This is a genomic window from Paraliobacillus quinghaiensis, from assembly GCF_003426025.1.
GTDB classification, from domain to species: domain Bacteria; phylum Bacillota; class Bacilli; order Bacillales; family Amphibacillaceae; genus Paraliobacillus_A; species Paraliobacillus_A quinghaiensis.
In genome coordinates this window covers 12,551-34,586 of the sequence record NZ_QJSH01000031.1, presented here as the reverse complement: position 1 = coordinate 34,586, position 22,036 = coordinate 12,551, and the positions used below count along the sequence as shown (strand labels likewise).

The 22,036-nt window shown below is 38.1% G+C and carries 14 protein-coding genes; 10 read left to right on the top strand and 4 right to left on the bottom strand.

Features of this window, described 5'->3' with window-relative positions; all coding sequences use genetic code 11:
- Positions 1–345 precede the first annotated feature (345 nt).
- A complete protein-coding gene (locus tag D2K40_RS14535; protein ID WP_117157066.1) occupies positions 346–7,494 on the top strand; it encodes a pullulanase in 7,149 nt (2,382 codons plus the stop codon).
- 99 nt (positions 7,495–7,593) lie between these two features.
- Here the strand turns inward: D2K40_RS14535 and D2K40_RS14530 are convergent, their stop codons facing one another.
- From D2K40_RS14530 to fabG, 4 genes are all read right to left on the bottom strand, one after another.
- Positions 7,594–8,730 carry an MFS transporter gene (locus tag D2K40_RS14530; protein WP_117157065.1) on the bottom strand — a complete coding sequence of 379 codons (1,137 nt, stop codon included), beginning with the start codon at positions 8,728–8,730 and terminating at the stop codon, positions 7,594–7,596.
- 136 nt (positions 8,731–8,866) lie between these two features.
- Entirely contained in the window at positions 8,867–9,688 is an 822-nt protein-coding gene (locus tag D2K40_RS14525) for a Cof-type HAD-IIB family hydrolase (protein ID WP_117157064.1), read from the bottom strand.
- Between the two features lie 210 nt (positions 9,689–9,898).
- Positions 9,899–11,200, bottom strand: a complete 1,302-nt coding sequence (gene rpoN / locus D2K40_RS14520; RefSeq protein WP_117157063.1) for an RNA polymerase factor sigma-54 — start codon at positions 11,198–11,200, stop codon at positions 9,899–9,901.
- Between the two features lie 167 nt (positions 11,201–11,367).
- On the bottom strand, positions 11,368–12,108 hold the full coding sequence (gene fabG, locus D2K40_RS14515) for a 3-oxoacyl-[acyl-carrier-protein] reductase (RefSeq protein ID WP_117157062.1): 741 nt from the start codon (positions 12,106–12,108) through the stop codon (positions 11,368–11,370).
- 253 nt (positions 12,109–12,361) lie between these two features.
- On the opposite strand from fabG, the gene D2K40_RS14510 reads away from it, so the two are divergent.
- From D2K40_RS14510 to D2K40_RS14470, 9 genes are all read left to right on the top strand, one after another.
- A complete protein-coding gene (locus D2K40_RS14510; RefSeq protein ID WP_117157061.1) occupies positions 12,362–13,543 on the top strand; it encodes an acetyl-CoA C-acetyltransferase in 1,182 nt (393 codons plus the stop codon).
- 24 nt (positions 13,544–13,567) lie between these two features.
- Positions 13,568–14,395 carry an alpha/beta fold hydrolase gene (locus D2K40_RS14505; RefSeq protein ID WP_205417576.1) on the top strand — a complete coding sequence of 276 codons (828 nt, stop codon included), beginning with the start codon at positions 13,568–13,570 and terminating at the stop codon, positions 14,393–14,395.
- A 287-nt stretch (positions 14,396–14,682) separates the two neighbouring features.
- On the top strand, positions 14,683–16,098 hold the full coding sequence (locus D2K40_RS14500) for a sigma-54 interaction domain-containing protein (protein ID WP_117157059.1): 1,416 nt from the start codon (positions 14,683–14,685) through the stop codon (positions 16,096–16,098).
- 249 nt (positions 16,099–16,347) lie between these two features.
- Entirely contained in the window at positions 16,348–17,220 is an 873-nt protein-coding gene (locus D2K40_RS14495; protein WP_117157058.1) for a branched-chain amino acid ABC transporter permease, read from the top strand.
- Positions 17,221–17,223: 3 nt separating this feature from the next.
- Positions 17,224–18,246 carry a branched-chain amino acid ABC transporter permease gene (locus tag D2K40_RS14490; RefSeq protein WP_117157057.1) on the top strand — a complete coding sequence of 341 codons (1,023 nt, stop codon included), beginning with the start codon at positions 17,224–17,226 and terminating at the stop codon, positions 18,244–18,246.
- Positions 18,227–19,006: an ABC transporter ATP-binding protein gene (locus D2K40_RS14485; RefSeq protein WP_117157056.1), complete on the top strand. Its 780-nt coding sequence runs from the start codon at positions 18,227–18,229 to the stop codon at positions 19,004–19,006. The genes D2K40_RS14490 and D2K40_RS14485 overlap by 20 nt, the downstream gene beginning before the upstream one ends.
- Entirely contained in the window at positions 18,999–19,706 is a 708-nt protein-coding gene (locus tag D2K40_RS14480) for an ABC transporter ATP-binding protein (protein WP_117157055.1), read from the top strand. Before D2K40_RS14485 ends, D2K40_RS14480 begins: the two co-directional genes overlap by 8 nt.
- A 60-nt stretch (positions 19,707–19,766) precedes the next feature.
- On the top strand, positions 19,767–21,062 hold the full coding sequence (locus D2K40_RS14475) for an ABC transporter substrate-binding protein (protein ID WP_117157054.1): 1,296 nt from the start codon (positions 19,767–19,769) through the stop codon (positions 21,060–21,062).
- Between the two features lie 104 nt (positions 21,063–21,166).
- Positions 21,167–21,973 (top strand): alpha/beta fold hydrolase, encoded by an 807-nt coding sequence (locus D2K40_RS14470; RefSeq protein ID WP_117157053.1) that lies wholly within the window; start codon positions 21,167–21,169, stop codon positions 21,971–21,973.
- Positions 21,974–22,036 lie beyond the last annotated feature (63 nt).

The following is a 22,036-nucleotide window of genomic DNA, read 5'->3' as shown; positions in this document are numbered from 1 at the left end:
GAAGAGCTCCATTATAAGGTTCTGTGATAGATGAACTTTTTAAAAAATGATTTTAAGAGTTTTAATTAAGGTCGGTCTTTTTTAGGTGCAAATGAGAGTTGACTTATTTACCATTATACGCTGTCACCACCCGGTTTTTGTCGAATATAAACAAGCTGTTTTAAACTTTTAGGTATTGCGAGTTTATTAGTAGTATGTTATAAATAAAGTGTACAATCGTTTGCACTTGATAATTGAACAATATATTTCGTATTGTTCAAATTTTTAACAAGTTAATGCAAGCGTTTGCACAATAAGTCATGCAAGTGGCTTTGTTTTTTATTACAAATTGAAAGGGGTTACAAAATGAGAAGAGGGAAACAGAGTTTTTCCGTGCTATTAATATTTTTAATATTATTTAGCACAGTTTCGTCTTACTTACCTGCTTCAGTTTCAGCTGCCGACCTAATGAGTCCAGTTGTAAATGAAGATAACACGGTAACATTTACTTACGAAGATGCTGAAGCAGCCAAGGTGAGTGTAGCAGGTGACTTTAACGGTTGGGATTCCAATGCGTTAAATATGTCTGATGACGGTTCGCGAGTATGGACTGCTACAACATCTGCACTAACACCTGATATTTATGGATACAAGCTTGTTGTAGGGGAAGATGGGTGGCAGACTGATCCACTTAATTCAGCTACTCTGAGCAACGGTAACAGTAAATTAGTAGTACCTGGGCTTAATTTAAGTGAGGTGCCTACTAAAGTTGAGTTGGATTCCAGCAATCCATTAACTGCTAATCTAGTTGATGATTCTGGTAAAAATCCATCATCTGATGTTACATGGTCACTGGATGGTGCGCCAACAGGTGTAACATTAAATGGAGCAACTCTAGAGGTTGCGAGTGATGCTACTGTGGATACAACATTTACAGTAAAAGCAACACAAGGTGACTATGTATCAACTAAAGAAGTAGAAGTCATTGCGGGTATGAGCGAATTTACAGTTCATTACTACCGAGAAGACCCAGCTACTTTCAGTGATTGGGATTTTTACTTCTTTGATGATAGTGGTAGTGAAGCATTTGAGGCAGTTGGAAAAGCGTTTGATTCAGTAGATGATAGTGGTGACTATCAATTTGCGCATGGAACTTATTCTTTCCCGACTGATGAAGTGACCCTTATTACTAGAAAAACTGATTGGGGAGCACAAGAAAATGATCGTGTAATTACCATTCCAGAAGTACAAAACGCTACTGAAGTTTGGGTTGTTGAAGGAAAAGAAGGTTTCTTCACATCTCGTGAAGATGCAATTAATGCTATAGAAGGCGTGAGTCAAGAAGAACAACGTCGTGTACGTGTGACATATATTCGTGATGATCAAACATATGACGGATGGAATATCTGGGCTTGGAACACTGGTCTAAAAGATGATCAAACAATTCCTTTTGAAACATTTGAAGATGGGCATGCTGCAGTTGAGATCCCAGTAGTGTCTACTACAAATGAAATTGGTTTACTAATCCGAAGTACAGAAGATTGGGAAACTGCTGTGAAGGAATTTGATGAAGATCGTAATATTCCGGTTAACACCAATGATTTATTAACAAAAGCTTTTATTAGAAGTGGTGAAGCGGGAGTAAGAATTATACCAGATGGCTCTGCGCCAGTGGTAAATCAAGGCGATGCTACTTTTTATTATCGTGATAAATCATTGTTTGCAAACGATGAAATGAATACGATTGATAAAGTAGAGTTAAAGATTAACGAACAAAAATATGAAATGACATATGAGCCATTAAACGAAAGATTTGTTTATACGGTTAATGGAATTTCAGCTGGTGAAACACCTTATTCTTTCCTTGTAACTAAGGACGGATCAACAACTGAGGTGACAGATCCTTATAATACCGTAGATGGCACTTCTACAATTAGATATCATGAGCGAGCTGATTTGACGATCACTAGTTCTGTGTCACCTGCAGCAATTGATTACAATCAAACTGCTGTTTTATCTGTTGGTGTTGAAGGGTTACCAAGTGACGTTGAAATCTCTGAGATGTACGCAGATGTTACTTCGTTAGGTAATTCTAGTAAACTTGCAATTGATCCATCACTTAAAGAAGTGACGATTGCTGTAGATGATCACGTAACAGCAGGTACGAAAGATATTCCTGTAACTGTTGTGGATTCTTATGGAAATGAATACACAGATAGCGTACAGGTTGAGGTAAAAACTAGACAATCTGTTGGAGAAGAAGATTTTGATTGGGACGAATCTATTATTTACTTTATGTTAACGGATCGTTTCTTTGATGGAGATTCTACTAATAATGATCCATATGGACTTGACTATGACACTGAGAAACGTGGTGCATATCAAGGTGGAGATTTTGAAGGTATTACAGAGAAATTAGATTACCTAGATGACTTAGGTGTTAATACTGTTTGGATTAGTCCAATTGTAGAAAATATTGGACATGATGTTGGAACAGATCAAGAAGGCGAACCTTACTATGCCTACCACGGCTACTGGGCAAGTAACTTCGGTGAGTTAAACCCTCACTTCGGCACAATGGATGAATTCCATACGCTTATCGATGAAGCACATGACCGTGGCATTAAAATTATGGTTGATGTAGTTTTAAACCATACAGGATACGGATTAAAAGAAAATGACGGAAACGTTACGAATCCTCCAGCAGGTTATCCAACGGATGAAGAACGTGCTATGTACAGTGACCTTGTCCGTCAAGGCTCTGTTGGATCAGACGAGGTTACTGGAGAATTAGCTGGACTTCCTGACTTTAAAACGGAAGATCCTGCCGTTCGTGAACAAATCATAGAGTGGCAAACGAATTGGATTGAGAAAGCTACAACGGATGAAGGTAATACGATTGACTACTTCCGTGTTGATACAGTTAAACACGTAGAAGACACAACTTGGATGGCATTTAAAAACGAACTTACTGAAAAAGCACCTGAACATAAAATGATTGGTGAAGTTTGGGGAGCAAGTGTTAATAATACTTCTGGCTACCTTGAATCAGGAATGATGGATTCACTTCTTGATTTTGGTTTTAAAGGGATAGCTCATTCATTGGTAAACGGTGAATTAGCAGGAGCAAATGATAGTTTAATTGATCGTAACGGACAAATTGATAACACAGCAACACTAGGTCAATTCCTAGGTAGCCATGATGAAGAAGGTTTCTTGCACAGTCTTGGCGGAGATGAAGGCAAATTAAAAGTTGCTGCATCGCTACAAGCAACTGCTAAAGGTCAACCTGTCATTTATTATGGTGAAGAACTTGGACAAAGTGGAGCTAACAATTATCCATACTACGATAACCGTTATGACCTTGCTTGGGATCAAGTAGAGGGTAACGATGTTTTAGCACACTATACAAAAATTCTAAACTTTAGAGCAGATAATTCTGACGTATTTGCTAAAGGTGATAGAAGTACTGTTGGTGGTAAAAACAGTGAGAATTACTTACTATTCTCTCGTAACTACAATGGTGACGCTGCATATGTTGGTTTAAATGTTGCAGAAGAAGCAGTAGATGTTACATTAACTGTTGATTCAGCAGATGCAGTTGTAACAGACCATTATTCTGGTCAAACATACAATGCTACAGATGCTAACGAGGTTTCTTTAACGATTCCTGCTAAAGCTGATGGTGGTACAGTATTGTTGACTGTTGATAGTGGCTCAATTACAGGAGTTACAGCTGAAGCTGGTGATGATGACGGTACTGCGGTGGATCCAGTTCCAGATAATCATATCCGTATTCACTATCAACGTACAGATAATGATTTTGAAAACTTTGGTGCTTGGTTATGGAATGATGTGGCTGACCCATCAGCAAACTGGCCAACAGGTGCTACTATGTTTGAAAAAACAGACAGCTATGGTGCATATATTGATGTGGAAATAGCTGAAGGTGCAGAAAATATAGGATTCCTAGTTATGGATGTAACTCAAGGTGATGCTGGAAAAGATGGTGGAGATAAAGGGTTACCGATAACTTCTTCAGAAATCAACGAGGTTTGGATCAAACAAGGATCGGATAAAGTTTGGACATATGAACCAATAGATTTACCAGAAAATACAGTTCGTATTCACTATGTTCGTGATAACGCTGATTACGAAAATTACGGTGCTTGGAACTGGGGCGATGTAGCAAGTCCTTCTGATGGATGGCCTACAGGTGCTGCTGACTTCTCTGGTTCTGATCAATATGGTGCTTATGTTGATATTGAATTAACAGAAGATGCAAAAGAACTTGGTTTTATCGTTATGGATGAAACACTTGGAGATGCTGGTAAAGATGGCGGCAATAAAACGTTTAATTTACTAGATAAATATAATCGTATATGGGTTAAACAAGGGGATGACAATGTGTATATTTCTCCTTACTGGGATATTGCAACAGGTATTACAGCAGCAGAAGTAATCTCTGATAATGCTATACAATTAAGCTTTACTATGACAGAAGGTTTAACAGCTGATGATCTAGTAGGTGGTTTGGAGATTGTAGATGCTGACGGTGCAGAAGTTACTGTGGAATCTGCTGAGATTACAGGAGATAAAACTGCTGAAGTAACAGCAACGTTCGATATTAATAAGCTTCCATTATCGATTACGTATTCTGGCAGAACAGTTTCTGCAAGTTCTGGTTGGAAGTTTATTGATGAAAAATATGGCTATGATGGCGATGACTTAGGAGCAACATATAAAGATGGCGATGCTACGCTAAAACTTTGGGCACCAAAAGCAAGCAAAGTAGTAGCTAACTTCTTTGATAAAGATGATGCTGCAACAAAAATTGGCAGCGTAGAACTAATCAATGAAAATGGCGTTTGGACAAAAGACGTCGCTGCAAGTGAGTTAAGTGTGTCTGATTTAGATGGTTACTACTATCAGTATGAGGTTACGAATGACGGTGTAACAAGAGATGTATTAGACCCTTATGCAAAATCATTGGCTGCTTTCACATTAAATACAGAAGGTGAAACTGGACCTGATGGCGATGATGTTGGTAAGGCTGCTATCGTTGACTTAAGTGATACAGATCCAGAAGGATTTACTCATGCCGAGATCGATAATTATGAAAAACGAGAAGATGCGATTATTTATGAAGTGCACGTACGTGACTTTACATCTGATCCTTCAATTGAAGGGGATCTAAACGCTAGATGGGGTTCTTATGAGGCCTTTATCGACAAGTTAGATTATATTAAATCATTAGGTGTAACACACGTTCAGTTACTTCCGATTATGGCTTGGTACTATGGTGATGAAACAGCAATGGGTGAAAGAGAATTAGATTACTCTGCTGGTGGTAATGATTACAACTGGGGTTATGACCCACACAGTTACTTCTCACCAGATGGGGCGTATTCTGAGGATCCAACTGATGCTAAATTACGAGTAAAAGAAACAAAAGCATTAATTGATGCAATCCATGATGCTGGAATGGGTGTAGTACTTGATGTTGTTTACACACATACCGCTCAAACAAGCACGTTAAACGATATTGTACCAAATTACTATGCGTTTCAAGATGCTGAAGGAAACTTCCTTGGTGGATTTGGAAACAACCTAGCAACCAATCATAAAATGGCTGAAAAGCTTATGGTTGATTCCGTTAAATATTGGTTTGAAGAATACAAGATCGATGGTATGCGTTTTGATATGATGGGTGACGCAACATATCCAGCTGTTCAGAATGCCTATGACGCTGCTGCAGCAATCAACCCTGATGCTTTATTTATTGGGGAAGGATGGAGAACATTTGCAGGACATCTTGATGATCCAACCCTTGAAGGTATGGGAGCAGATCAAGACTGGATGGATAAAACGGATGATGTTGGTGTGTTCTCGGATGAATTACGTAATGAATTAAAATCTGGATTCGGTTCAGAAGGTGAGCCACGCTTTATTACTGGTGGTGCTAGAAGTATTGAAACAATCTTCAATAATATCAAGGCACAACCATCTAATACACCATCCGATGATCCGGGTGATATGGTTCAATACATTGCGGCACACGATAACTTACCTTTATTCGATGTTATTGCACAATCTATTAAGAAAGACCCAGCAATTCCTGAGAATAACTTAGAAATCCATAAGCGAGTAAGGTTAGGTAATTCGCTAGTATTGACCTCTCAAGGAACAGCATTTATTCATGCTGGTCAAGAATATGGTAGAACGAAACAGTGGAAAGCAGATGGAGTACCAGAACAGAAATATCATGAATTATTAGATGAAAATGGAGATCCATTTGAACATCCGTATTTTGTTCATGATTCGTATGACTCTTCTGATGCAATTAATATGTTTGAATGGGATAAAGTAACGAATGAATCGCTTTACCCTGTTAATACGCAAACAAAAGCGTATACACAAGGATTAATTGAACTAAGAAGGTCAACTAATGCATTCCGTCTTGGAGATATGGATCTTGTAAACAGTAATGTTACATTAGTCGATGCTCCTGAAATCGCTGATCAAGACTTACTGATTGCATACAAAAATGTATCTACAGATGAAACAGGTACGTATTATGTGTTTGTGAACGCTGATACAACAGCAAGATCACTTACACTAAGTGAAGACTTAACTTCTGGAACTGTAGTAGTAGATAATGATGAAGCAGGAACTGTTGCGGTTTCTGAAAAGTCTGGGTTTACTTTATCATCAGACTCTATGTCTATTGATCCATTAACAACAGTTGTTATTAAAGTATCTGATGAGTCAGGAACAGAAGATCCAGGGACAGAAGATCCAGGGACAGAAGAACCAGGCACAGAAGATCCTGATACGGAAGAACCAGGAACGGATGAACCTGAGACAGATAAACCAAGTAAAGACGTCATCGAAGACGAAACAGACTTGGTTAGAAACGACAATCAAAAAGTTTACTCATACAGCAAGAAAGCAAAATCAGTTACAATTAATAAAGAAGCTATTTCTAAGTTAGATCAAGACTTCTCTGTTGAGCTATCTGACGGAAAAGCTACATTATTAGTACCAAATAAACTATTCCCAGAAGGTAAAGATGTTACGATCAACTTTGGGAAGGTTTCTAAGAAAGTATCTAACAAGAACAAAGATGCAGTGAGTGAGCTAATTGATTTCTCAATTATTGCAGATGGTGAGGACATCACAGAATTTAGTGATAATCCAATAACAGTAACGTTTACTGTCAACAAAAATAAAGTAAACAACTGGGAAGATTTAAAAGTTGTTTACATCGATGAGAATGGTGATCAGAAAGAAATAATTTCTCCAATTTCTTATAATAAAGAAACAGGAGAAGTTGTAGCAGAACTGACACACTTTAGTGCTTACGGTGTATTTGAAATTGCTAGCGAAGATAACGGTGAAGCATTACCAGATACCGCAACAAACCAGTATAATTGGTTATTGCTAGGTGGCTTACTACTAGTAATCGGTACAACAACACTATTCGCAGTAAGAAGAAAAAGACTACAAAACTAAGGCGGTGCCTGTCACCTCCCGGTTTTTGTCGAACACAAACTAAGACCAAAGGGGATCCGGATTGACCGGATTCCCCTTTGGTCTTTTTCTGTGCATAATTTAATCACTTGGAAGCAATCGGGACAAGAATGAAAGTAAGAGGAATACAGCTGGGATAAGAATCAGTACGGTAGTAAACGGGATGACTGGTGCTATCACGGAGCCAGCACTTGCTCCTGTAAGTAGGACAAAAGAATAAAGTGATACTGCGGTTGATTTAAACAGCTTTGCATGTTTTCCAACGAGCAAGACGACCATTGGGATAGTTAGGGAGGTAGAGGCGATCATAAATAAAGAAGCGAAAAGAATCGTGAATACATTTAGTGTGATTACTGCAGGAATAAACCCAATCATCATAACTCCTAATTGAAACTGTAAAACAGACTTTGCTCCAAATCGCTTGATTAAAATGCTAGATAAAAATGCTGGTAAAATACCAATTAAACTAATTAAACGAAGTAACTGAATCGAATATGGGAAATCAGGCCATTCCTCATACAAGTAAATTTCAAATGATCCATAGAATAGCATGATCGTTAATAATAGGAAGAATGTAATACTGTATATCTTTTGCAAGGTATAATCACGCACACAGGATAAAATCATCGGCAGGATTTTCTTTACTTGCTTATTTTTTTCGGAAGCCGAAGACCTTAAAGTGAAAAATAGGCCGATAAAACAACTAAAGTAAAAACAAAAAAAGGCAACAAAAACAAATTGATAGGAAAATAATGCTGTAAAGTAAGCAGATGTCATTTGGCCAAATACACCTGCAAATAAAAAGCCTGTATTAATCATGGCGATTATAAAAGCTTGTGTTGATCCTTTGAAATACTTAAAGCAATAGGCAAATGTTACAGGTGCAAAGCTTGCTGCAAGGATACCTTGAAATATACGCAATATAAGTAAGCTGTGAACCGCATTAGTCAAACTAAGTAATCCGGTAACAACAGTCAATAAAGCCATTCCTATTAATAAGAGTTTTCTTAGTGGGAAGCGATCAGCCAACAGACCAAAGAAAACCAATCCTAGTGCGTAAGGGAAAACAAATAGTGTACTGGACAAGGAGACGAGCTGTAATGAAACATCAAACTTTTCCGCTAACATTGGTTGAAGCGGGATCATAACATAAATACTGCTAGCAACAAATATGGAACAATAGATCAATATAATAGCCGTGACAGGAGTCTTAGACATTCAACATCACCTCAGAATAACCTATGCAAGTTAGGCGGTGCCTGTCACTTCCCGTATTTTGTCGAATGTGGATACACAGAAAAAAACGATGTTTAATTGGTTGTGTACATTCACACTCCAATCAAACATCGTCCGCTTAATTTGTGACTACAGTCTTTAAAACAAGTTCTTCTACGACTTTCGCTACACCATCATTCATGTTTGTATCTGTTACATAATCGGCTATCTTTTTAATATCATCTGGAGCATTTCCCATTGCAACGCCAAGGCCGGCAAACTCGATCATTGCTTGGTCGTTGTAACTGTCACCAATCGCAATAACTTCTTCCCGTTTAATGCCACATGTTTGAATGAGTTGGTTAAGACTTGTGCCTTTTGTTACCCCTTTTTCGGTGAATTCCAGGAAGTAAGGCTTGGAACGCATCACACTAAATTCTTCGTCTAATTCAACTTTTAGTTTTTCTTCGACTAGCTTTAATTTCTCAGGGTCATCAACCATCAAGACTTTGACAACAGGTTCTGGAACGCCTGTCATAAAAGTGTTTACTCGATTAATAGGCAAGCCTGTAAGTGTTGCTTCGATCGTCGTGTAAGGATTATCGGAATCAGTAATAATTTCATCCCCTACATAAGTATGAATAAAAACCTCTTCGCGCTGGCTCAATTCATACAATTTTTCAACAGCCTTAACTGATAATGTACTACTAAATAGTTCCTCGCTAGATTGACAGTTTATAATTTTCCCTCCATTAAAGGATAGAATAAAGCTACCATATGAAGCTAGTGAAAGCTCTTCTGCGATTGCCCTCATGCCAAACGTTGGTCGGCCAGATGCAAGAACTACCTTCACACCTTTTTCCTGTGCTTCCATTAGAGCTTGTTTTGTACGTTCGGAAATTGTTTGATCCTCACGTAGTAATGTATCATCCAAATCTAGTACAATCATTTTATACGACATAAGTAAGATCCTCTCTTTATATAGATCCTCTTATTTTACTAGGTTTAGCGGTGCCTGTCACTTTCCGTTTTTTGCACTGATTGAAAAGTATAAAATTTTAGCATGGTTGAATAGTCAACGTAGTAAAAATTTTTAGGGAATCAGTATAAGTGCAACTAGGCAATCACCGGCGCCGGAAGGCTTGGTGCTAGCCAAGTTTTCTTTATCGAATCACTTCAGTTTCCGTTTTGTTGAAGATAAGATATTCAGTTGTTCCCGGTATTTCGTAACAGTTCTACGTGATATATCAACATCCTTTTCTTTTAGACTAAGGCTTAACTGCTGGTCAGATAGCGGCTTTCTCGGATTCTCATTTTCTATTAAATCTTTAATCATTTGTTTGATTGGTTGAGATGATACGGTTTTCCCACTGTTCATTGTAAATCCGGATGAAAAGAAATATTTCAGTTCAAATATCCCGAATTGCGTATGGACATATTTATGACTGGTAGCCCTGCTTACAGTTGAAACATGTACATTACAGAGTTCAGCAACTTCCTTTAGATTCAACGGCTTTAAGAAGGAAGGTCCTTTTTGGAAGAATTCAACCTGTTCGTTTGCGATTGCTTTCATCACTTTTAGCAAAGTAGTCGTGCGGTGATCGATGCTTTTACGTAACCACAACGCGCGTTGATTCAGTTCTTGTAAGTAATTAGCTGTTTCTGTATCATGCTCAGCTTGGATCATTGATTGGTATTCACTAGATAGGTTGAATTTTGGTATCAGCTGGTTATTCAGTTCTACGTTGCTTTTGCCATCTTCCATGTAAATATAAAAATCCGGCACAATATAATCGGTAACTTGATCATCAACAAGTAGACCTGGCTTCGGGTTGAGTGATTTTATAATTTGTAAGATTTCTTTTACCTCATCAATAGAAATACCTAATTTCTTAGCGATCACGTTCCAATTAGATTTCGATAAATCATCTAAATAAGCTAAAACAGCCTGTGCGTGTTCATACTCTGGATAGTAGTGCTCCATCTGTAGCGAAAGACATTGCTGCAGGTCAGTTGCGGCGATGCCAACTGGTTCAACTTGTTTTTGGACGAGGTGTAGGGCGTTCTCAAATGTTTCCGAAGATACATTTAAATAAGTAGCGGCATCCTGTATACTTTCTCTAAAGTAACCGCTTTCATCTAATGTTAAAAAAATATATTCCATAATAGATTGTTCTTGCTTGCTCAAGTCTAACACAACCACTTGTTCATGTAGGTAATCGAAAAGTGTGTTATTCTGTGAAGCAATAAAATCAAGTGGTGAGACATCTGACTTTTCTGAAGCATGACTTTTACGCCGGTCAAACTGAAATGAAGTAACATCTAATTCAATGAGCGGATTTTCAAGTGCTTCTTTTTTAATAAATTCTAATAAGTCAGTAGAGGAATATTGCAATATAGAGATGGCCTGTTTCATCTGAGGTGTCATATGCAGCTGTGTTTTTTGTTGTTGAAATAGACCTAAGTTTATCATCTGTATTCTTCCCTTCTCATTAACGATACCCCTATTATAACATAAAAAAATCTACACAAATGTGATTTTTAAGCTTAAAAAAACGGAGCAGGTCCAAGGAAAAAGGACTTACTCCGTTTTTTTTATACTGATAGGAAAGTATAAAATTTTAGCATAGGTGTAGGAATTTAAAGTACAACTCCACCATCTACACTCAGCACGGTTCCTGTGATAAAGCGTGCTTCGTCTGATGCTAGGAAAAGATAGGCGTTAGCGATATCTTCTGTTCTGCCCATATCACCTAAAACAGATTTTTTCTTCATCATATCAAGTACATTTTCTGGCATTTTTTCCGTCATAGGAGTTGCGATAAAGCCTGGCGCAACAGCGTTCACGCGGATGTTGTTTTTACCGAGTTCTTTTGCCCATGTTTTTGTCATACCAATAATGCCCCACTTGGTTGCCGCATAATTTGTTTGACCAAAATTCCCATAAAGTCCAACAACAGAAGAAGCATTTAAAATGACACCACTATTTTGTGCTTTCATAATTTTTGCAGCAGCTTGGCTAACGTTAAATACACCTTTTAAATTTACATCAATTACACGATCCCATTGTGCTTCTTCCATTTTAACTAAAGTTGAATCTGCTGTAATCCCTGCATTATTAATGACAACATCTAATCTGTCATATTTATCGATGACCGTTTGGATAAGTTGATCAACCTGATCGCGTTCTGCTACGTTTGACACTAACCCGATAGCCGTGCCACCATCACTTGTGATTTTTTCTACTGTTTCGTTGACATCGCTTTCATTTATGTCCGTAACAATAACAATAGCGCCTTCTTTCGCAAACCTTATCGCTGTATCAGCACCAATTCCTCTTCCTGCACCAGTAATAATTGAAACCTTATCTTGTAATCTCATCATCTCTCTCCTCCTATAATTCAATCTACTAATCTTGTTGCAAAAACCATGCCAACAACACAGAAAGTGATCAAAATGGTATAATTAAAGGGATACGCATAATTAAAAGGTGTTACTTTTACAATACACTGTATGAAATTCATACAGTTACTATATCATAAATGAAGTGAAACGCTTTCAATTGTGCGGTTGAAAACATGGCACACTTTTTGCAAGAATATAATTGAGTTCAATAAGAGGAGGCTGTATAAAAATGAGAGAAGTAGTTATAGCAAGTGCAGTAAGGACACCTGTTGGTAGTTTTGGTGGTGCTTTAAAGGATGTATCTGCTGTTGATTTAGGAGTGACCGCTACAAAGGAAGCCTTAAAACGTGCTAACATACAACCAGATGCAGTCGATGAGGTATTAGTAGGAAATATTTTAGCTGCAGGTCTTGGTCAAAATATTGCTAGACAAGTAGCAGTTCATGCTGGTATTCCTAAAACAACACCAGCGATGACAATTAATAAATTATGTGGTTCAGGATTGAGAACGGTAAGCATGGCTGCACAATTTATCATGCTAGGTGACGCGGACGTTGTCGTAGCTGGTGGTGTTGAAAGCATGAGTAACGCACCATTCTTGTTGCCGAATGCAAGATGGGGCTATCGCATGGGTGACGGTAAAGTTGTGGATTCGATGATTAAAGATGCATTAATGGATGCATTTGATGATATTCATATGGGAATTACTGCTGAAAACATTGCAGAGCAGTGGGGAATAACAAGAGAAGAGCAAGATAACTTTGCGGCTACAAGTCAACAAAAAGCTGAAAAGGCACAACTTGCAGGACGTTTTAATGATGAAATTGTTCCAGTTGAAGTGCCACAACGTAAGGGTGATCCAATTATTGTTGATCAGGATGAGTATCCAAAGCATGGTTCCACAGCTGAAAAATTGGCAAAATTACGCCCTGCTTTCAAAAAGGGTGGAACGGTTACAGCGGGAAATGCTTCAGGAGTGAATGATGGCGGTGCAATGGTTGTACTTATGTCTCGTGAAAAGGCAGATGAATTAGGTGTTGAACCACTTGCTGTTATTAAGTCCTACGCATCTGCAGCGCTTGATCCGAATATTATGGGCTATGGGCCTGTACCGGCATCAGAAAAAGCGTTAGAAAAAGCCGGGCTTACTGTTGATGATTTGGATTTAATTGAAGCAAATGAAGCTTTTGCTGCACAATCATTAGCAGTAGTAAAAGACCTAAAATTAGATCCTGAAAAGGTAAATGTAAATGGTGGCGCGATTGCCCTTGGTCACCCTGTAGGTGCGTCTGGTACGCGTGTTCTTGTTACACTTTTACACGAAATGGTCAAACGTGATGCCAAACGTGGTCTTGCTACACTTTGTATTGGTGGAGGGCAAGGGGTCTCACTTGTCGTTGAACGACCGTAAACCACGATCTAATTAATGGAGGAGTTGATTCTTATTCCATACGTCAAAAGTAATGATTATCAGCTATTTTATGAAGTGTTTGGTAACGAAGATGCGGAAGAAACAGTTGTCTTTTTTAATGGGGTGATGACATCAACATCAAGTTGGGCAGCGTATTATCCTTTATTTGAAAAGTTGGGTTATCGTATTTTACTCCATGATTTTAAAGGACAACTAAAATCTGATAAGCCACAAGGTCCTTATACGTTTCAAGAGCACGCCGATGATACAAAAGTATTACTCGATCAATTAGGGATCAAGAAAGTACATCTAGTTGGTACTTCGTATGGTGCGCAAGTTGCAATGCGGTTTGCGGTCGGTTTTCCCGAGGATGTCATGAGTCTAACCATTATTGACGGTACAAGTGAAATCGATGAAACATCGCGTCTGTTTGTGGAAGGTTGGAAACAATTAGCACAGGCTAAAAAGGGTGAGGATTTTTTCTGGGGAGCTGTTCCTTCCCTCTATTACAATGATTTTGTCGCAAAAAATAAAGCCTTTTTAGATGAAAGAGCTAAAATGCTAAACCAGATTGATGCGTCCTTCTTTGATGGTCAAATTCATTTGTATGATACCTTTATCCAAGATTCCGAGTTTACGAGTGAATTAGGTAAAATCAGCTGTCCTTGTCATGTGATTTGGGGCGAGGAAGATATTTTGACACCTCGAAAATTTTCGGAGCTCTTAACTGAGCAAATACCAAACACGGAATTTACTATTATTCCAAAGAGTGGCCATGTCACGATCTTTGAGCAAGTAGAGACGGTTAAAACGCTTATACTTGGGTTTGTCATTAAGCACACGGAACTCTGATCAAAATCCAATCTACCTAAGAGCCGGAGCGTGATTTGAATTCTGCAAAAGATAAACTATTTCTAATAAACTATGTAATATCATAGTATAATAAAGATGAGAAAAACGTAGTAAAAGTGCGTGTTCAAAAAGTCGGTAAATTAGAAGCAAGCAGGTCGGGGCGGCGAAGTTTCTGAGGACCAGAATGTAGGTTTTCCCTACATGAGGACCGGATGAACCAGCCAACGAAGAGATGCGCCGCTTATCATTTGGTGACTTTTTGAACATCCTCTAAAAGGAGAGTTATTATGATTAGTAGATTTAATCACGTCTCAGGCAATCAACAAGAGCTTTTTACTGAGTTTTTTGTTTCCATGATGAATAAAATTTTTGACCCTGTATCAGTTCCAATGATTTTGGTTGATAAAGACACACGTGTCGTCATGATCAATCAGATATTTGCTGATTTTTTAGGCTATACAAAAGAAGAGATTATCGGAAAAAAAGTAAATGACATTGATAAGAATTCACGATTTCCGTATGTCTATCAAACGAAAAAAGAAGAAATTGCCTGGAAGCATAAATTTGAAAATGGTCGGACGGCAATTGTCCATCGTATTCCAATATTAGATGAAGATGATGTTGTCATCTATGGGTTTGGTTTGGTTTTGTTTCAGGATATGAATGAATTTAAAGATGTGATCGAAAAAAGTAAATTACTAGAATCCGGTTTGAATTATGCGATGAAAAAGTTAAAACAAATACAAGGTGCAAAGTATTCCTTTAACAGTATTATTGGAAATAGTACCGGAATGGGACACGCTAATTATATGTCTCGTAGAGCAGCGCAAACCAATTCCAATGTGCTTATTTTAGGCGAAAGTGGGACAGGTAAAGAGCTATTTGCGCATGCGATACATAACGGCAGTGACCGAAGTCATCAGCAGTTTGTCAAGATTAATTGTGCGGCCATTCCGGCTGATTTGTTGGAGTCGGAGCTATTTGGCTATGATGAAGGTGCATTTACAGGTGCAAAAAAAGGTGGAAAAATCGGTAAGTTTGAGCTAGCGAATGGCGGGAGTATTTTTCTCGATGAGATCAGTGAAATGCCATTAGGTATGCAAGCAAAGTTATTAAGGGTGCTGCAGGAAAAAGAGATAGAAAGAGTTGGCGGTACAAAAACAATACCAATTGATTCACGAGTAATTGCTGCCACAAACCAGGATTTAGCAGAGAAAGTAAAAAAGAAAGAGTTTCGTAGTGATTTGTTTTATCGTCTTAACGTGATGGCAATTGAGATTCCACCACTCAGAGAGAGAGAAGGGGATATTGAAATTATATCCTATAAATTATTAGAAAAACTCTCAGATCAATTAGGAAAATTTGTGACACACATCTCTAATGATGCAATGAAGATATTGTCAGCCCATGAGTGGCCAGGAAACGTACGTGAATTAGAAAATGTGTTGGAACGTGCGATAAATTTAGCTGATTCTGATACAATTTTACCAATTCACTTGCCATACCATTTAAAACCAAAGTCAAAACGGGTTCACTATAAAAAAGGAACTTTAAAAGAAATGATTGAGCATACAGAGAAAGAAATGATTCTTGATTTACTGAAGGAAACTGGTTGGAATAAGATGAAAACAGCTGAGATATTAGACATTAGTAGGTCATCTTTGTACGATAAATTAGACAAGTACGGTATTCATAACGAGTAAATGTACAGAATTTGTACATGTGTATGAAAACCGTACACAAAAGACAAGCAATAATGTAAGCGGTTTCTTTTGTCGGGTATGTAGCTGTAAAGAAATAAAAAATATTTTCCTTAGTGGGATCAATGTTTAAAGCGTAAATTGACTTTTTATTTACCGCATTATTAAGAAGTTGGCATGGTATTTGCATTACTAACAATGTAGTCAAAGATCATGTTTTTAAAAAGGGAGACAGAGAAAAGGAGGATGGAGATGGTTGCATTTTTGCAAAATATAATCGCTGGGCTTGAGACAGGAAGTTTATATGCTCTAGCAGCCCTCGGATTAGTTCTAATTTTTAGAACATCCGGTGTTATTAACTTTGCTCAAGGTGAAATGGCAATGTTTTCAAGTTTCATTGCACTTACGCTTTTTCAGCACAACATGCCATATCCAGTGGCTTTTATAGGAGCAATTTTATTTGCAGTTGCACTTGGGTATATAGTTGAACGAGTTTTTATTCGTCCTGCTTCAAAAGCAAATTTAGTGAGTAAGATGATTATTACATTAGGTTTAATCATGATATTTAGTGGTTTAGCGACTGCTATATTCGGAACAGATTCATACTTCTTCCGAAAAGCGATTACTGCAGATAATCTTAATGCTGGCGGGGTAATCATTCAGCCAAATGCTTTGTTTATTATCGCAATAACGCTACTGATTATGGGGATTTTATTCTATATTATTAAGAAAACAATGGTAGGAATTGCGATCCGGGCAACGGCTCAAAATGAAAAAACAGCTAAATTAATGGGCATTAGTGTCTCAAAGATTTATTCGATGTCCTGGATTATTGCAACTGTATTAGGTGCAATTGCTGGTGTCTTAATTGCTCCGACTACAAATATTTCAACAGCGATGATGATGGATGTTCATTTGAAGTCATTTATAGCTGCTGTGTTAGGTGGCTTCGGCTCCTTTATTGGGCCTGTTTTTGGAGGATTTTCCATTGGGGTTTTTGATAACTTAGTAGGTTACTATATTTCATTGAAATGGAAAACAGTAATTGTCTACGGGTTATTGATCCTTATTTTAATATTTAAACCAACAGGGCTATTTGGAAAGTCTTATCGGAAGAAGGTGTAATTGATGAACCTATTAAAAAATAAAGCTGTCCAATACACTATTCTGGCGTTTGTTGTTGCATTGATTCCATTACTATTAGATATTAATCGATCTACGTTAACACTTTGGAACATGGTAATTATTTATGCGATTATCGCAATCGGCTTTAATATATTACTCGGTTATGCTGGTCAAATTTCATTGGGTCATGCGGCATTTATGGGATTAGGTGCTTATATTGCAGCAAACTTAACAGGAAACTTGGAGTTGCCATTTCTCCTTAGTTTGGTTTTGAGTGGTTTAATTCCAATGGTGATTGGTTTAATTCTTGGATTAGTCGCACTTAGACTTGAAGGACACTACTTAGCAATTGCAACACTTGGGTTTGGTGTTGCGATCCAACAAGTGTTTAAGGAATGGACCGCATTTACCAATGGTTTCTCTGGGGTAAGAGCAGACAATCCAGTTATTTTTGGATTAGAAATTAGTGAAAGAGAGCACTACTTTATTCTTGGCATGATTATTTTGTTACTACTTGTATTATTTGCCCACTATTTATTGAAGTCGAAAACAGGGCGAGCATTACTAGCAATGCGGGATAGTGAGCATGCTGCACAAGCAATGGGTGTGAGTCTCTTTAAATATAAGTTAATTGCTTTTGCTGCAAGTGCTTTTTATGCAGGTATAGCAGGTGGTTTGTTCATGCACTTAATTCGTTTCACGGAACCGAATGCTTGGGGAATAACCCTTTCATTAAACTTACTAGCAATGGTCGTGATAGGTGGTTTGGCTACCATCGGTGGCAGTATCATCGGTGCAGGTTTCATTGTCATGGTACCAGAATTCATTAAAGACATTGAATTTTTAGCTAGTATTAAAAGCTTTGCAACTATTTTTACTGGATTTGCGATGATTTTCGTCATTATGTTTTTCCCACACGGGATTGCCCGAATTGGAACCCAAATAAAGATAGCATTGCTAAATAGAAGAAACAGTAGAGTGGACAAAGGCAAGGGAGGTGCGCCAAATGGCCGTTCTAAAGGTTGATAATTTATCGATAAGTTTTGGTGGTTTAAAGGCGATTGATAGCTTAAGTTTTGAAGTGGAAGAGAAGGCAATCTATGGATTGATTGGACCGAATGGTGCGGGGAAGACGACGGTATTTAACTGTATTAGTCGCTTCTACACGCCAGATGAAGGAGATATTATTTTTAACAATGATATCGATCTCCAGAAATATCGTGTTCATGATGTGGTGAAAGTGGGATTAGTGCGCACATTTCAAAATGTTGAGTTATTTAAGAGTATGACAGTTTTAGAGAATATAATTATAGGACAGCACAGTAACACAAAAGGTGGCATTCTTGCTCAAGGTCTTTATTTACCCAAAGTAAGAAAAGAAGAAAAACGAATCCGCGAAAAGGCATTGGGGATTATGGACTTTCTTGGGATCAGAGGGATTGAACATTATCCTGTTGCCGGTCAGCCGTATGGTGTGATGAAGCTGATTGAGATAGGCAGAGCCTTAATGACTGATCCAAAGCTGTTGTTATTGGATGAGCCAGCAGCTGGTATGAACTCAAAAGAAACCGAGGCATTGACCGATCTGATTAGACGTATTCGGGATGAGTATGATATGACGATTGTTTTAGTAGAACATGACATGAGTTTAGTGATGAATGCGTGTGAACGTATTTGTGTAATTAATTTCGGTGCAAAAATTGCAGAGGGTACACCAGCAGAAATTCAGGATCATCCAGGTGTTCAAGAAGCTTACTTAGGGGAGGAGGCTAGCGCTGATGCTTAACCTTGAAGGTGTTCATGCTTATTACGGCTATATTCATGCTTTAAAAGGTGTTTCGTTAAAAGTAGAAGAAGGTTCAATTGTTACATTACTAGGCGCAAATGGCGCAGGCAAAACGACAATCTTAAAAGTAATATCCGGCGTGTTAAAAGCCTCAAGTGGTTCGGTAACCTTTTTAGATCATGATATATCGAAATTAGCCCCAGAAAAAGTGGTGAGCGAGGGTATTGTTCAAGCACCGGAGGGACGACAAATTTTTCCGGAACTGACTGTGATCGAGAATCTTCAAGTAGGTGCCTATACACGAAGGGATAAGAAAAACATTAAATCGTCTTATCAAATCGTTTTTGACTATTTTCCGATATTAAAAGAAAGACAGGATCAGCTAGCAGGAACCCTTTCTGGTGGTGAACAACAAATGCTTGCCATTGGTAGAGCATTAATGGCAAAACCAAAAGTGTTATTACTGGATGAACCATCTTTAGGGTTAGCGCCTTTAATTGTAAAAGATATTTTTAAAATTATTCAAGAGATCAATGCCCAAGGTACAACTGTCTTTTTGGTTGAGCAAAACGCCAACCAAGCCTTAGCGATTAGTGATTATGCATATGTACTAGAAACAGGGAAGATCACCGTAGAAGGGAAAGCATCAGAGATCAAGGAAGATCCAAAAGTTCTCCAAGCATATCTTGGTGGCCATTAGGTGTTCCCTAAGCTTTTTGCTTAGTTGAATAGAATTAAAAAAAGAAAAGGGGTAATGAAAATGAAAAAATGGTTAATGCTTATTCTCTTGTCTGTTTTACTTGTTGGTCTAGTTGCGTGTGGGGATAGTGAGGATGCGTCAAGTGATACGAATGATGCTGAAAACAACACAGAAAATGTTGATAATGAAAACAATTCAGAAGATGCAAGTGAAAATAATGCAGAGGTTGAAGAAGATATTGAATTAGCTCAAGGTGTAACAGATAGCAGCATAAAAATTGGTTCGGTCGGTGCTCAGTCAGGTGTCTTTGCAGCGATAGGAACACCTTATTATGCTGGGATGGATGCCTACTTTAATACGATAAATGATCAAGGTGGCGTTAATGGTCGTACGATCGATTTAATAAAAATAGATGATGAATTTATGCCAGATAAAGCAGTTTCTGCTATGGAAGAATTAGTGTATGACGAAGAAGTGTTTGCGATTGTTGGTCAGCTAGGAACGCCAGGAGTAATGGCAACAATGAATACAGTACAAGATGAAGGCATACCGTCCGTTTACTTTGGTGGAGGAGCTAAAGAATTTACAGAGGCAGGAGAAAACTTCTTTCCTGTTCAACCGAACTACTACTATGAAGGAAAGCTAATGTCTAAATTTGCTGTAGAAGAGTTAGATGCAGAAAACATTGTTGTGATTTATCGTAACGATGATGTTGGTATTGATGGTTTAGAAGGCTTTAAAGAAGGGTTGAATGAGTTAGGTACAGGTACGGTTTCAGAAGAGCTTGCAGTAAACGCAGCAGATACTGATTTCACGGTTCAAATTCAAAAAGCGAAAGAAGCAGATCCAGATGTTGTTATTCTTTACGGCTTACTAGGAGAAACTTCTGGCTTGCTAAAAGAAATTGAAAAAGTAGATTTCAATGTTGATATGATCACAACGTATTCTAATGCTGATGCATCGTTCTTAGCTATTGCCTCTCAAGGTGCGCCAAACGTAATTAAAAACTTACATGTAATGGGCTGGGTTGATGCGACAGAAGAAAGTATTGCTCCATTAGCAACAGCTATGGAAGAATATTTCCCGGATGCACCATTAAATGCATATACAATGGCAGGGTGGGTTGCTGCCGAAACATTTGTAGCTGGTCTTGAGGCTGCTGGCGATAACTTATCATGGGATGGTTATATTAGTGCAATGAATGACTTAACGTTCACAGAAGGTCTTGCACCTGAAATTTCGTATGAAGATGGTTCACGTGAAGGTGTTACACATATGGCACTTAGTAAAGTTGTTCAAGATGATGAAGGTAACTTTATGTTTGAACAAATGACTGACTTTATGGAATTTGAGTAACGCATTTCCTTTCCAAAGAATAAAAAAGCCTGGTAACCTGGGCTTTTTTATTCCAAGGAATTAGGAACTGCTGATCGATTTCGGAGAAAAGGGGGCAGAGGTAAATGAATATAGAAGCAAATGGGATAGACTTTTATTATGAGATACATGGGGAAGGTCAACCATTGTTATTGCTTGAAGGTTTAGGATATGGCAGTTGGATGTGGTATAAGCAAGTCAAAGAACTTTCGAAGCATTTCAAAGTGATTATCATCGACAACAGAGGTGTTGGCTATACAGATAAACCAGATGAAGAGTATTCAATTGAGATGTTTGCTGATGATGCTGCCGCTGTTTTAACTAAGCTTGGTATTACAAAGGCACATATTTTAGGTGTATCGATGGGTGGATTTATCGCACAGCAATTTGCTGTTAGTTATCCAAAAATGGTTGATAAATTAATTCTTTGTAGTACTTCATTTGGTGGACCAAATTCGGTTCCGATTCCACCGGATACGTTGCGAATGATGATGAATGGTGAAGGGGGAGAGACATCTTCTGCTAGCGCGCGTGAAGCGGTATCTGTAGCGCTTCATTCCGAAACAAGTGACAAAAACGCAGCTATTATTGATTGGATTATAAAAAGTAAAGCAGAAAACGCACAGCCTAAATATGCTTATCAACGCCAACTAATGGCGGGTGCTTCATTTAATGGAGAGAACTGGACATCTTCGATTAAAGCAGAAACATTAATTCTAGCCGGAAAAGGAGATCGCGTTGTCCCTTATCAAAATGCCGAAATGTTAAATGAAAAAATTATCTCGTCACGGTTAGAGATAATTGATAAGGGCGGCCATGTCTTTTTTATGGAAGAACCGGAAAAGACAAATCAATTGATTGTTGATTTTTTAACTGAACCAACGGATGAATAGATAGAAGATTAGGACTTTAATAGATAAGTTTGTCATGTTAAGCATTTACGTCAGGCAAGGAGA